This is a genomic window from Arthrobacter sp. sptzw32 (assembly GCF_059089735.1).
Genome location: NZ_JBNHEZ010000001.1, coordinates 448946 through 462672 on the forward strand (window position 1 = coordinate 448946; position 13727 = coordinate 462672).

A 13727-nucleotide genomic window follows, 5' to 3' on the forward strand; every position below is an offset into this window, starting at 1 on the left:
CGCCCACGCTAGTGAGCGCTGCGACGCGTTGCCCGGGTCAGTGTCCGTATGTGGACAACGTTCGGCGCCCCTTGATGAGGATCACCACAAACCGCCTTGGCCGCGCTTGATTCGACGGGCGCCATAGTGCCTCGGGTAGGCTAGAGCAGCAGACAATGCGCACCATTGCGCTGCCCGCATTCAAACCAGGAGATTTTGTGACCGCTGACCTTGTCATCGTAGGGTCCGGCTTTTTTGGCCTGACAATCGCAGAGCAGGCCGCTACTGAGCTCGGCTTGAAGGTTGTCGTTATCGACCGCCGCCACCACATCGGCGGCAATGCCTACAGCGAAAAAGAAGAGCAAACGGGTATCGAGGTGCACCGCTACGGTGCCCACCTGTTCCACACCTCGAATGAGCGCGTGTGGGAGTACGTCAACCGGTTCACCACCTTCACGAACTACGTTCACAAGGTCTATGGCGTGCACAAGGGCGAGGTTTACTCCCTGCCTATCAACCTGGCCACCATAAACCAGTTCTTCCGTGCCAACTTGACTCCTGGCCAGGCCAGGGACCTCATTCAGGAGCAAGCCGGTGAGCTTGCGGGCACCGATCCGCAGAACCTCAATGACAAGGGCATTCAGCTGATCGGGCGGCCGCTGTATGAGGCATTCATCAAGCACTACACCGGCAAGCAGTGGCAGACGGATCCAAAGGACCTGCCGGCGGGCATCATCTCGCGGTTGCCTGTTCGCTACAACTACGACAACCGGTACTTCAATGACAAGTACGAGGGTTTGCCCACAAACGGTTACACCGCGTGGATCGAAAAGATGGCCGAGCACCCGAACATCGAGGTCCGGCTGAACACCGACTTCTTCGACGAGTCGCACGAGTACAGCAAGAACAAGGTCGTGGGCAACATCCCGGTAATCTACACGGGTCCGGTTGACCGTTACTTTGACTACGCCGAAGGCGACCTCTCATGGCGCACCATCGACTTCGAGGAGGAAGTTCTCGAAGTGGGGGACTTCCAGGGCACATCAGTAGTGAACTATAACGACGACGACGTGGCGTACACGCGCGTTATCGAACCCCGCCACTTCCACCCGGAGCGGGACTACCAGACGGAGAAGACCGTCATCATGCGCGAATTCTCACGCTTCGCGGAGAAGGGCGACGAGCCCTATTACCCGATCAACACCTCCGCCGACCGCGACCGGTTGCTCAAGTACCGCGACCTGGCGGCAGCAGAGAAGGACGTCCTGTTCGGCGGACGCCTGGGTACCTACAAATACCTGGACATGCACATGGCCATTGGGTCCGCGCTCAGCATGTTCGACAACAAGATCCGGCCGCATTTTGAAAGCGGCGCAAAGCTGGAAAGTGGAGGCGTGGACGCATGAGCGTGTCAACCGAAAGCCAGAAGAAGGCCACTGCAGCGGTGACCGAGACGCCGTCCGGAGAATGGGCCACTCTTCAGCGGGTAATCCTGCCCAGCGTAAGCCAGATGGACACGGTACCTCTCTACATGGATATGGGGACGGCCACCGGTATCCAGCTGCCAACTATTGGTGACAGGGACGCAAACGCCTCCAAGGCTCGCACCATCAGCAGCCCGACAAAAGAAGCACACGTGGAGGACTTCCTTTCACGGCATTCAACCTCTGTCCGGTCCGGCGAGCGGGTGTCCTTCGGTACCTACTTCAATGCATTTCCCGCCAGCTATTGGCGCCGCTGGACCACCGTGGATAAAGTCCGTCTGCACGTGCGGACCCAAGGCGCGGGCTCGGTCATCGTTTACAAATCGAACGCCCGTGGATCCTTGCAGCGCGTCGACACACGCCGCGTCGAAGGCATAGCGGAAAACTTCTTCGAACTGTCGCTGGCCCCTTTCGGTGACGGTGGATGGTATTGGTTTGACCTGGTGGCCGGTTCGGAACCCCTGGTCATGCTCGACGCCGAATGGCAGGGTCCTGCTGGCAAGAGCGCCCCAGGGTCGGTAACCCTCCAAATCACCACCCTTAACAAGACAGACTTTTGCCTCAACAACCTCCGGCTTCTCGCAGAAAGTGAGGAGGCCCTCGCGCACGTGCAGGAAATCCTCATCGTGGACCAAGGCACTCAAAAGCTTTCGGAGGCGGACGGATTCAACGACGTCAAGAAAACGCTGAACGGAAAGCTTCGCATTATCAACCAGTCCAACCTCGGCGGTTCTGGCGGGTTTGCGCGAGGTATGTTCGAAGCTGTCGAAAACGGCAGTGACTATGTGCTGCTTATGGACGACGACATCGTCGTTGAGCCGGAAAGCATCATCCGTCTGCTGACCTTTGCGGACCGATGCAAGACCCCCACACTTGTGGGCGGGCATATGTTCGATTTGTACAATCGGACTGTCCTGCACACCTTCGGAGAAGTGGTCAATCCCTACCGCTTCCAGCCGTCCCTGCCCAGTGATGACATGATTCTGGGTCATGATTTTATGTCGTCCAATCTGCGGCAGACGCCGTGGCTTCACCGGCGCTGCGATGTTGATTACAACGGCTGGTGGATGTGCCTGATTCCTACTAAGGTCATCCGCGAAATTGGACTCTCGCTGCCCCTTTTCATCAAGTGGGACGACGCTGAATACGGCTTGCGGGCAAAGGTCAACGGCTATCCCACGGTTTCGTTGCCCGGTTCTGCTGTGTGGCATGTTTCATGGATCGACAAGGACGACCTGGTGGGGTGGCAGGCCTACTTCCATTCCCGGAATCGACTCGTGACCGCGTTGTTGCACAGCCCCTACGAATTCGGGGGCGAGGTCGTGAAGTCTTCACAGTACGGTGCGGTGAAGCACTTGGTGTCCATGCAGTACGCCACCGCACAAGGCAGGCAGTGGGCCTTGGAAGATGTGCTGAAAGGCCCAGCAGCCCTGCCAGACTTGTTGTCTACCAAGCTGCCCCAAATTCGGGAGATGATGGCGAAGCATTCCGATGCAGTTTTTCGTCCTGATCCAGACGACTTCCCTGCACCGAAGATGGATAAGCCCCCGCGTCGCGGCCACGGGCCGTCCCAGCCGACACGGCTCACGCTGCTGCCTTGGGCAGCCAAGACTGTTGTCCGTCAGTTGCTGAGCCCCGTCCATGGAACCACTGCCGAGCGGCCGCAGACGACCGTTGCCCACCAGGACAACCGGTGGTGGCGGATGGCCCAGTATGACAGCGCCGTTGTTTCAAACGCTGAAGGAACAGGGGCGTCCTGGTACCGGCGTGACCCCAAACAGTTGAGAAAGATGCTCGCCGAAAGCGCCCGCCTTCACTCTGTCCTGATCAAAGACTGGCCGGCGCTCAGCAAGAAGTACAAAGCCGCTGTGGACGACCTGACGTCGATTGAGTCATGGAGGAAGACCTTCGAGAAACACACGCAGAACGAGATCCGGTGAGCGCAGTCACAGCCGCTGATCTGACAACCCCAGGGTTAGGCCGTGGCCTACGGGACATTCGGCAGTCGAACTTTCTGCTGAAGCTCTTGGTGCGGAAAGAACTCAAAGTACGTTACCGGGGCTCTGTTTTAGGCCTCCTATGGTCCTACGTCAAACCCGGCGTGCAGTTCATCGTTTTTTATATTGCCTTGGGTGTTTTTCTTGGGCTGGAACGAAGTGCCCGGAACCCGGATGGGCTGGCCAACTATGCCGTCTATCTTTTTTCCGGAATCGTTCTGATTAACTTCTTTTCAGAAGCACTAGGGAATGCGGCCCGGTCCATTGTCCTGAATGGAAACCTGATCAAAAAGATATACCTTCCCCGTGAGCTGTTTCCTATAGCCTCGGTGTGGGTATCCGCTGTCCACTTTTTCCCGCAACTGGTTGTTCTCGTCGTCGCATGCATTTTCGCGGGTTGGCAACCGAGCGTCCTTCAATTGCTCTCAGCGGTGGCCGGCTTTATCATCGTGGGCCTGCTCGCAACAGGACTGGGCCTCCTGTTCGGGGCCGCCAATGTCTACTTCCGCGACTCTGAGAACCTCGTCGACATGCTGCTAATGGTCGCGACCTGGGCTTCCCCTGTAATGTACGCGTGGTCCATGGTGGAGGAGAAGCTCGGTAGTACAGCGTTTGCCATCTACCAAGCGAATCCGATCACTATCGGCGTAGAGCTGTTCCATTACGCGTTTTGGTTCCCCACCACGGACGGTTCGGCTTCTATGCCGCCCAATCTCTTCAGTCTATGGCTGCCTGTCGGATTGATAGTAGCCGTCGTGATTATCATCGTGGGTCAATTTACGTTTCGGCGCCTTGAGGGCCGTTTTGCGCAGGAGCTTTAGTGGTCACGGCGATAGAAGTTTCAAATATCAATAAACAGTTTGTTCTGCGTCATACCAGGTCCCTGAAGGAGGCTATGGTGTGGCTGGCTAAGGGCCGCAAAGGCGATCTGTCTGAAAAGTTTCACGCACTGAAGGGCGTTTCCCTTGAGGTCAAGGCGGGTGAAACGGTGGCGCTCTTGGGACTTAACGGTTCGGGTAAGTCAACTCTGCTCAAGCACATTTCCGGCGTCATGCTGCCCGACACTGGAACTGTGAAGACGAGGGGAAGAGTAGCCGGCCTTATCGAGGTGGGTGCAGGTTTTCATCCGGATCTTTCGGGCCGGGATAATGTTTACCTGAATGGGGCGATTCTGGGCATGACGGAGCAGCAAGTCAAAGACAGGTTCGATGACATTGTTGAGTTCTCGGAAATTGGGCAGTTCATCGATACCGAGGTCAAGTTCTATTCCTCCGGGATGTACCTCCGCCTTGCGTTCTCCGTGGCTGTTCATACAGATCCGGAGGTGTTCCTGATCGATGAGATTCTCGCAGTGGGCGACGAGCCGTTCCAGCGGAAATGCATCGATAAGATTCAAGAGCTGGCGCGCGACGGAAAGACGCTTGTGGTCGTGAGTCATGACCTGGATTTGGTCTCCCGCATTTGTGGTCGCGGGATTCTTTTGGAGCACGGTAACGTCAAGTTCGACGGACCCATTCACGAGGCCGTTTCGATTTTGCGAGCCTGACTATAAGCAGCCGGCAGCTGGTCTGCGTGTGCCTGTGATCCCTAAATTGACAACTTGTGGCACATGATGCCGCCATGGCCATGGTGCCACTTACGATTCGGAGGATTTTTGTCCTGGTTTGACGCGGTCCCACAATTCCTGCTCGCAGTGGCACTGTTCTTCATTCCGGGCCTCGCCGTTGCCACCGCAGCCAAGCTCAGAGGATTACGCTTGTTTGCTGTAGCTCCGGGCATCAGTGTGTCGATAGTAGCCATCGCCGCCATCGCGGCACCGTTCGCAGGAGTTTCGTGGTCGCTGTTGCCTGTTCTGGCTGTGACCGCAATTGTTGGCGGGTTAGCCTTTGTAGCCTCCCTTGTCATCGCAAGGAAGGCTCCAAGGGCTGAATTTGATGTGCTTGACAGCTCCTTGAGCAGTATCCTGGCAGCCTCGTTGGTGGCGGTAGCGCTGGCTGCCGTGTTGATTTCCCGCAGGCTGCTGGATGCCATTGGCCAACCGGAGGCCTTTTCCCAGACTTTCGACAATGTGTTTCACCTGAACGCCATTCGTTACATCCTCGACACCGGCTCGGGATCGTCCCTTACTCTCAACTCAATGACAGGGGCTGCATCGTACCCAGCTGCATGGCATGATTTGGTTTCGCTGGTCGTTACTCTCGGCGGCGGCGCAATCCCAGTCTCAGTAAACGTTGTCAACATAGTTGTAGCTGCCGTCGTTTGGCCTCTCGGCTGTATCTGGCTCGCGCAGACCATCTGGGGAAGCCGTCCGGCGGTAGTCCTTTCAGCCGGTGTGCTTTCGGCAGCCTTTGGTGCTTTCCCTATTTCCCTACTGGACTTCGGGGTTCTTTACCCAAACTTTCTTGCTGTTGCGCTCCTGCCGCTGGTTATAGCCGCATCGCTGGAAGTCTTCGGGTTGTCGGCAGTGCCTATCCATTCCAGATTCATCGGACTGCTGGTCCTGCTGGCCGTTCTCCCCGGTCTTGCCCTTGCCCATCCCAGTGCTGCCATGGCCTGGATTGCGCTCATGTCGCCGCCTGCAACCTTTGTCTACGTCCGCCTTTTGGTGCGGACGCTGTCAAGCGCGCGCGGACGGACTCGGTTGATAGCTTCAGCGACCTGGCTTGCTGTTGCTGTGGTCGCCGTCGTCGTTGTGCGCATCCTCTGGGACGTCGTCCGCCCGCCGGCGGAGGCAGCGTTCTGGCCACCCGTGGAGAGTACTGGCCAAGCCATCGGTGAAGTAATCACCAGCTCGGCTATTGGACGTCCGGTGGCGTGGGTCGTCATGGCTTTAACGCTCATTGGGATCTTCGTTATCATCAGGTCTGGCCAGCAGCTGTGGTTGTTGGGTACTTATACAGTGGCGGCGTTCCTCTTCGTCGTGGTGAGTTCCTTCCCAGCAGATGAATTCCGAGCCTACTGGACAGGTATTTGGTACAACGATCCTCCGAGGCTTGCTGCACTGCTGCCGCTGGTGACAATACCACTTGCCAGCCGTGGTGCGTTTTTTGTCTGGGAACTCCTGCTCCAGGGGGCCACCCGTGGCCTGGAGGTCTTGCAGCGGACGCGTTTAGAGAGGTCAGGCACAAGGCTTGGGTACCCCGGCCGTTTACGCCCGGCCTTTTACGTCGGGGCTGCTGGTCTGGTAATTGTGTTGGGCCTGGCCTTTGCCACTCAGCGGGGAAACGTGCGCCAAGCCCAGGAGGCCATGGCCGGCTCCTATCGGCTGTCCTCTGACTCGGCCCTAATTTCCAGCGATGAATTGCTACTGATTGACCGCCTACCCGAAGAAGTGCCAGCTGAAGCAGTCATGGTAGGAAATCCTTGGAACGGCAGTTCCCTGGCCTATGCCCTTGCCGACAGAAAACTCATTCAGCTGCACATCCTTAGTGCTGTTCCAGAGGGGACTGCTGCTCTTCTGAATGGACCTACCCCGTCAAAGGGTGATCCTGCTGTCTGCCCAGCGGTTCGGAAGCTAAACATCAGTTACATTCTGGACTTTGGCCATCGCGAAGTGCATGGCCGGGACAGCGGTTACAAGGGACTGGACAGCCTTATCGCCTCTGGTATGGCAACACTTGAGGATTCGGAAGGCGAAGCGAAGCTTTACAAACTGCACCTCTGCGGGGCACAATAGCCCGAACTCCGGCGGGAACCCGCCGAGTTGGACTGTGCTCTTGCCGTCACCTCCTGAAGAGGAGTTGTGAGAGCCCTCTACCACCGGGCTTGAATGGACCTGTAGTTCATGTGGCGCTTTCCCTAACGTCCCGCTTGCGGTTCAGGGCCGCGGTGGCCTGTCAGGGACGGGATCCCTGCAATAGCCCGCATGATAGATGCACATCCCCATCGTAGAAGTGCGGTGCAACCTTAATGACAGCAGTCATCTCATGCCCTGAGCTGCACTCCAGACGCGCTGTGCTCACCTGCTCCGCCCATACGGGGCCCCCGTCCCGGTTCGTACCGGGGACGAAGTACATGGCTACGGCAAAGAACGCAAAACCCGCCAGGATAACTTTCTGTGAGCCCTGCTTCCGCCGGCTTAGTGACATCCCGAGCGTGGGAATTATAGCCAGGATAAACATCGTTGGAACGACGGAATACCGGGTGAAGCTGAAGAGTTCGACCCATTCTTTGCTGCTAAAGACCGCATAGTCGAAAAATATCGATCGATTGGCAATTACACAGGCAAAGTAAACAACGATGGAAGCGTAAGTGAAGAGAGCGATTATCATCCGCTCTTTGCGATTACCGATGGCAACGGCCGTGACGATGAGGCCAGCCACGGCTAGTACGGCCAACAGCAGGGGCGCTGCCCCAAAAGTCAGGACGAGTTGCACGACGCTGCCGGAATCACCGTAGACCATCGGTCCCGCCGTGTTGAGAGCCCAGCCCATGACTGCCGAAAGTGGATGTAGTTCGTAGTCCGTCCCGCCGGGGCGGGGATAGGCCAGTGTGGTGTACATCTGACCTGTGAGCCCAATCATCAGGCCCGCCCGCGCGTACCAGTACCCTCTCGTTTTGAACTTGACGAGCAAAAGGGGAAGGAAGATGATCGAGATTATTTCTGTCAAGGAAACTGCCGCCGCCGCAACGAACATAAGAATCCCAGAGAATGGAGACTTCGCTTGGCGTAGCAGGAGCCAGGGGGTTAACCACAGCAGGTACCAGTGAAGGTTTGCAAAGTTGCCAAGGGTCTCTATGGCGCCCACGTTGGTTAGCACTGGTATACCGGCCCATGCAGCCCGGACCCAGACGAGATCAGTCAGCGCACTTGAGCAGTAATAGGTGACGAGAGCGACACCTGCGAGCATCATGCAGGCGAGTATTGTCATTGCAATTGCATAGCTCTCAGGTTCGAACAATCGAACAATAATCGCAGCGGCAACCCGTGGCAAGACATGAAGGTAACCAGCATAAGGACGGAAGAAGGATGTCAAGCCAGCATGGTCCAGAGCGCCCGCAATGAAAATGTTCCCGTCCTCGGCCCACATAACTCCCCGGCTCCGCCCGGGGATCCTCCACAGGGCTATCAAGGCTAAGGAGACAAAGGCGAGTAGGTAGATGGACGCGGTCTTAATGGCAGACTTCAAAGGTTCCCCAGCGGTATCGCGCCCCAATTCGGGGCGATCACCTAACAACTTATTCGACTGGGCAAAAACTCGCCACTTGCGGCCTCCTGCCGACGGCGATTTGCTGTGCTGCCAGCCGTTGGTTCTCCGAGCTATCGGTGAACCGAAAGATGGCGTCGCAGGACGTGGACCTGGACTAGGGCAACGGCAACTTCAGAAACTGCCATGCCCCAGATGACTCCGGAGACGCCAAAAAATAGCGCTCCGGCCACTATTAGGGGAGTGCCCAGGACAGCGCCTACAACGGTCGAGGTGGCCAGGTCGCGAGCCCTGCCGATTGCTACGAGGCACGCTAGGCCAATGACCTGTGAAACTGCTACTGCAGCAAAGCTGACACCGACGGGAAGGCTTAGATCGTAACCAAAATCGGTGGGTTCCCGAACAAGAACCTGGGCAGCCACCGGACCCAGCCATACGAGACCGACTCCCCCTAGGAGCCCAAGCAGGGGTGCCAGTTGAAAGGCCCTCCTAATGCGGTGATTAAAGGACTCACTGCCTCCCTCCGGTATCCAGCCTTGGACAAACTGCAGCACAGGTGAGAAGGCCGTCACGGCAAACCGGAACAGGCGGTCCGCGATTGCATAGGTGCCCAACTGCGCCGGTATGAAGGTGTTCACAACCAATATTGGGAGATTGACATAAAAACTTCCTGTTGCGGCCGTGATAACCCCATGACGTTGCATGGACATCTGCTTCAGCGAGTTGCTAAGGGCGAAATTGGCCTTGGCGTAAAGGTTTTGGCGAAGGATGACGGCGGTGCTGATGCAGACGGCAACAAGATTGAAGACCAGTTGAGTAACGACCATCAGCGTGAAGTTTCCCGTCGTGACAAGTACGCCTAGGCCCGTCAGGGTCCCAAGCAGCTGGGGGAGCGCATCATAGAGGAACAGCCGGAGCGGTCGCCCTTCCCCCACGAAGTACCAGGAGGCGCCCAGAAACGGCAAGAGGTAGGCCACTGATGCGACCGAAACGAACACTGCTTCCCGGGGCCTGAGCGCGGTCATTAAGAGAATCATGAGCGGGGCAGCGATAAGAAGCAGGTAGGCCCGGGTCACGAGGGAATCCAGGAAAAGCTGAGGCCGCAAGGCCTTAGCCGTCGAAGCTACAAGACCTGGACCAACTGTTCCCCAGCCGAAGGCGACCAGGACACCGAACAAGGTCGCTTGTGACTGCACGAGGACTTGTACACCCCAGGCGTCCGCCCCGACAACGCTGGTTATGACCGGGATAGCCAGCAGCCCAACTATCGTGCCTGCCCCCACAGTCAGGGCGAAGGTCCCCAGCCTCAGGAGCGCGGACATGATTGCTTTCATAGGCGGCAATCCATCCTTTCGTACCGTGGCGCAGGGGCAATACCAAAGTCTCCAGCTTAGAGCAGCCCGAACCCCGGACGCGCCGGATGCGCGGCCCGTTCGACTAAGCTGTGTGGGTACCTCGCACCGCAAAGTCAGGATGATGCATGTCCGTAGCAGCCGTAGTTGTGTCCTATAACAGACTGAACTACCTGAAAAAGTGCCTAGCAGCTTTGGAGGGGCAGACACACCCACTGGATGAGATTATTGTCGTCGAGAATGGGTCGACGGACGGTAGCGCTGACTATGTAAGGCTAAAGCACCCGGGTATTACGCTTTTTGAAACGGGTGCGAACCTTGGGGGCGCCGGAGGATTTGCCTGGGGAATTGAACTTGCGTTGCAGCACGGGCACACTTTTGCCTGGTTAATGGATGATGACGCCGAGCCACACAGGAACGCACTGGCACCCCTGCTGAAGGCCATGGAGAGCGAACTGCGGCCAAGCTTCGCCGCACCCCTTGTTGAAGACGTGGCAGGGGAAGTAGTGGTGGGTAATCTTCCGACTGTTTCTACTGATGCAAATGCCCAGTTGGCCGCCCAGAAACTTGGTGGTATTGCCCTGGCCCATACAACATTTGTCGGCGTACTTATAGATCTGAAACTAGCAGCTGCCATGCCGCTGCCATACGCGGACTTCTTTATCTGGTTTGACGACGTCGAGTACACAAAGCGGCTGGCGCAGTCTTCTCTCGGAGTCCACGTTGTGGACGCCCGCATGATTCATCCAAATAATGCCGGGGTCGAGGACATGGGCTGGCGGCTCTATTACTACCTTCGAAACCAACTGTGGCTGACCCGGCTCAATCCCCGCCCTTGGTCGTTGACGAAACGTCCCGTCTTCAGGCTTGCTGAACTCGCTGTACTGGCAATGCAGCAGTTCCCGGTGGCAAAGGACAAGAGGCAGTGGCTTTTGGGTACCCTCAAGGGCCTGAGCGAAGGAATGTTCCGACTCCCAGCCGTGCTGAGTCCTGGCGACCTGCTGAAGACGTTGCCGGCGGGAAAGCGTATGCAGTTCAGCAAGAAACCTTAGCCTGCCATCCGCCGCAGGGCTGCAGCAAGGAGGATCTCAAGGGCCCTCATGCCCGAGACATTGCCCCTGCGGACGCCAGCGAACACAACCTGGATAAGCGGGAACGTGCTGGGGGAAGCATAGGAATCCAGGCTGGCGGGCAGATCGGCCGGGAGGCGGGCTGTGTCGTTGTTGATCCGTTCGAGTAAGGTTCTGGCCATCAGGGTCCGCCATCCCAGCCCGGTTTTGTAAATGATTCTGCAGATACTCTTCAGGGACGCATTGCCCTCGTAGCGCTTCACGAATCGGAGGGTGTTGCGGATGGAAGTAATCAAGCTCTGCCGGGATTCGCCGACCACGTTTCCGCCGTGCTGGATGTAGTCCTGCAGCACCAGGTTTTGGATGCTAATTCCCCCGCAAGCCAACGCGCAAAGTCCGATCCAGTGATCGTGGTACTGGGAGGGCGCGTGAAGTGAAGGGAAGGGCAGGGCCAGGTCAAGCACCTCGCGGCGAAAGACGCATAGGGACCCTGTCACTTGGTTGTTGGCTATAAGGTCGGCAGCTCCGACGTTTCTCCTGTCCGTAAAACTGCCGCGTGCCGGATCCCGGTCGATGGCAGATACTTCCGAGGTCACAACCCGCGCCTGTGCTGTAACAAGTGCGGCATGTTCCAGCCGGGGGAGGAGCGTCGACAACTTCTCGGGATACCAGTAGTCGTCCTGGTCGCTAAGGGCAACCCAGCGGGCTGCCGGCGGCACCGCTTTGAGAGCCCGCTCGAAGTTGTGGTGGAACCCGAGCCTACTGTCGTATCCGACAACCTGAAAGCGGTCATCATCGCCACATGCACGGAGCACCATGTCCGCAACACTTTGGTAGTCACCATCAACGGAGATGAGACAGATGAAGTTGCTGTGGGTCTGCGCCTGGATGGACAGCAGCTGGCGGGCGAACATGGGCTCATCCGGCTGATAGGCGGCTAGGGCCACCGCGCCGAACGTCCCTGCCATGCCGGACTGCCCGGAGGAAGAGGGGTTTGGCGTTGTCATCGGGCCTCCGGCTTTCTACCCAAGGCCACGAAGAAGGCCCGAATAAGCATAATTCTCGCCCGCACAATTACCTGCACAGGCCGACGGGTTTTCGGAGTCGTGTTGTCGTCATGAAGGCGCCGTGCCACCGTAGGCGTTGCCACGTGGACCATGTTCCGATTGAGGTTGGCCACAATGGCAATCCACTGATCGTGGGTCTCGGTCAAAAAGTCCGGAAAGGGGAGGATGAGCTTCTTTGCCGCGGCCCTGAAGGCCATGGTGCATCCGTAATAGGGGCGGATTCCTATCCAGGTGGCGACGAGGTTGGCTACCCACCGCCGGCTGTCGGATTCTTTGAGCTGGACCCGGTGGTACCTGTTGCCAGGACCACCGAAAACGGTGAAATTGCTGGCCGCGAAGTCTTTGGTTTGGAGGGCACTGATGAGGGCGTCCACACGCCCAGGCAGCCAGACGTCGTCCTGGTCCGACAACATGATGTATTCGCCCGTGCTGGCGGCCACCGCCTTTTCGAAGCTGGCAACGTAACCGTGGTTCTCCATGCTTGGCAGGAAAACGATGCGTGGGTCGCCAAGGCGACGGACGACGTCGCGGGTTGCATCCTTCGATGCATCGTCAACGATGATCAGTTCATCCTCCGGGGTCAGTTGGGCCAGGATGGATTGGACTTGCTCGGCTACATATTCCTGCCCGTTGTAGGTTGCCATGCAGACGGAAACGCGCACTGTCCCGGTCCCGGTCATGCACTGATCTTCCGCTGCAAAGCCGGGTCAATTTTGCCCAGGTGCCCGCGCCAGCCGTCGACGAAACCCTGCGCAAATGCACGGTACTGCCCTTTTCTGTTGGCCCCGTAAAGCATCCTGAACACGTCACTTTCCACTTGGAAGCGAAGCCTGCGAACCAGCCAAATGGGAAATCTGAAACCGTACTGCCGCCACAGATGGATGTTATTACGGGTCATGTAGTAAACCCGGAAGGGCGCATGTGAATGTACGTGGCGCTTCCTGCCCAAAATCGAGACGTGCCACCCGAGGAGCATCATCGGCTGTGCCTGGCCCAGGGCGTGGGTCATATTGCATCCCTTGCCGACGAGCGTGGCAAGGCCGTGGGACCTGACGCGAAGGTTGAATTCAGAATCAACGCAGTCGATGAAAAGTCGGCCGTCCAGCATTCCTGCGGTTTTCAAGGTGGAGACAGGAATGACAGCCCCGGACTGCAGGGGGTCGAAGGCCTCCGGGAACCGGGCACGTTTCCTCAGCAGTGGAACATCCAGGCCGTTGTGCGACTGCGCGCTGATCAGACCGACTTCAATTCCGCTGTCGCGGGCGTCCGCGCAGGTCTTTAGCGCGGCTGCGATATAGCCGTCATCAAGTGCGGAGTCCTGGTCCAGGGTGACCACGAAGTCCGGTGACCAGTTTTTCAGCGCAGTGTCGATACCCGCATTCAGCGCTGCGGCGATTCCGACGTTCCCGGGCATGCGCACCACTGTGCAGCCGAGGGCTTCTAAATCGCGCAGGACGGTGCTGGTTCGTCCGATGTCGGAGCCGTCGTCGACCACCACCGTATGGATGACCTGCCGGTTGAGTTGCTTAACCCTCTCCGGGAGGTCCTGGGGAGGGTGAAAGGCTGAAATTACAGCCACCACGCGCGGGTCACTCTGGTGCGTCACGTCGTATGGTTCCTTTTCGCTAACC

The 13727-nt window shown here is 57.8% G+C and carries 11 protein-coding genes; 6 read left to right on the plus strand and 5 right to left on the minus strand.

All coding sequences use genetic code 11. From position 1 onward, the window contains the following. The first annotated feature begins 197 nt into the window (after positions 1-197). From glf to AC5RVN_RS02105, 5 genes are all read left to right on the plus strand, one after another. A complete protein-coding gene (glf, locus tag AC5RVN_RS02085; protein WP_494136932.1) occupies positions 198-1385 on the plus strand; it encodes a UDP-galactopyranose mutase in 1188 nt (395 codons plus the stop codon). Beyond that, positions 1382-3403: a glycosyltransferase gene (locus AC5RVN_RS02090; protein ID WP_494136933.1), complete on the plus strand. Its 2022-nt coding sequence runs from the start codon at positions 1382-1384 to the stop codon at positions 3401-3403. The genes glf and AC5RVN_RS02090 overlap by 4 nt, the downstream gene beginning before the upstream one ends. After that, positions 3400-4281: an ABC transporter permease gene (locus AC5RVN_RS02095; RefSeq protein WP_494136934.1), complete on the plus strand. Its 882-nt coding sequence runs from the start codon at positions 3400-3402 to the stop codon at positions 4279-4281. The genes AC5RVN_RS02090 and AC5RVN_RS02095 overlap by 4 nt, the downstream gene beginning before the upstream one ends. Continuing rightward, positions 4281-5006 carry an ABC transporter ATP-binding protein gene (locus AC5RVN_RS02100; protein ID WP_494136935.1) on the plus strand — a complete coding sequence of 242 codons (726 nt, stop codon included), beginning with the start codon at positions 4281-4283 and terminating at the stop codon, positions 5004-5006. The genes AC5RVN_RS02095 and AC5RVN_RS02100 overlap by 1 nt, the downstream gene beginning before the upstream one ends. A gap of 108 nt (positions 5007-5114) precedes the next feature. Next, positions 5115-7136, plus strand: coding sequence for a DUF6541 family protein (locus tag AC5RVN_RS02105; RefSeq protein WP_494136936.1), 2022 nt, complete (start codon positions 5115-5117; stop codon positions 7134-7136). A 160-nt stretch (positions 7137-7296) separates the two neighbouring features. On the opposite strand, the gene AC5RVN_RS02110 is transcribed toward AC5RVN_RS02105, so the two are convergent. Together AC5RVN_RS02110 and AC5RVN_RS02115 are read right to left on the minus strand one after the other, a co-directional pair. Continuing rightward, positions 7297-8589, minus strand: a complete 1293-nt coding sequence (locus tag AC5RVN_RS02110) for a hypothetical protein (RefSeq protein WP_494136937.1) — start codon at positions 8587-8589, stop codon at positions 7297-7299. A gap of 131 nt (positions 8590-8720) precedes the next feature. Next, on the minus strand, positions 8721-9941 hold the full coding sequence (locus AC5RVN_RS02115; protein WP_494136938.1) for a lipopolysaccharide biosynthesis protein: 1221 nt from the start codon (positions 9939-9941) through the stop codon (positions 8721-8723). A 146-nt stretch (positions 9942-10087) separates the two neighbouring features. Here AC5RVN_RS02115 and AC5RVN_RS02120 point away from each other — a divergent pair, with 146 nt between their 5' ends. Further along, positions 10088-11011 (plus strand): glycosyltransferase family 2 protein, encoded by a 924-nt coding sequence (locus AC5RVN_RS02120; protein ID WP_494136939.1) that lies wholly within the window; start codon positions 10088-10090, stop codon positions 11009-11011. On the opposite strand, the gene AC5RVN_RS02125 is transcribed toward AC5RVN_RS02120, so the two are convergent. Genes AC5RVN_RS02125 through AC5RVN_RS02135 form a run of 3 tightly spaced genes read right to left on the minus strand, consistent with a single transcriptional unit; the run spans position 11008 to position 13702 of the window. Further along, positions 11008-12036, minus strand: coding sequence for a glycosyltransferase (locus tag AC5RVN_RS02125; protein ID WP_494136940.1), 1029 nt, complete (start codon positions 12034-12036; stop codon positions 11008-11010). The two genes, AC5RVN_RS02120 and AC5RVN_RS02125, sit on opposite strands and share 4 nt — an antisense overlap. Then, entirely contained in the window at positions 12033-12776 is a 744-nt protein-coding gene (locus tag AC5RVN_RS02130) for a glycosyltransferase (RefSeq protein ID WP_494136941.1), read from the minus strand. Before AC5RVN_RS02130 ends, AC5RVN_RS02125 begins: the two co-directional genes overlap by 4 nt. Continuing rightward, positions 12773-13702, minus strand: a complete 930-nt coding sequence (locus AC5RVN_RS02135) for a glycosyltransferase (RefSeq protein WP_494136942.1) — start codon at positions 13700-13702, stop codon at positions 12773-12775. Before AC5RVN_RS02135 ends, AC5RVN_RS02130 begins: the two co-directional genes overlap by 4 nt. Between the last annotated feature and the right edge of the window lie 25 nt (positions 13703-13727).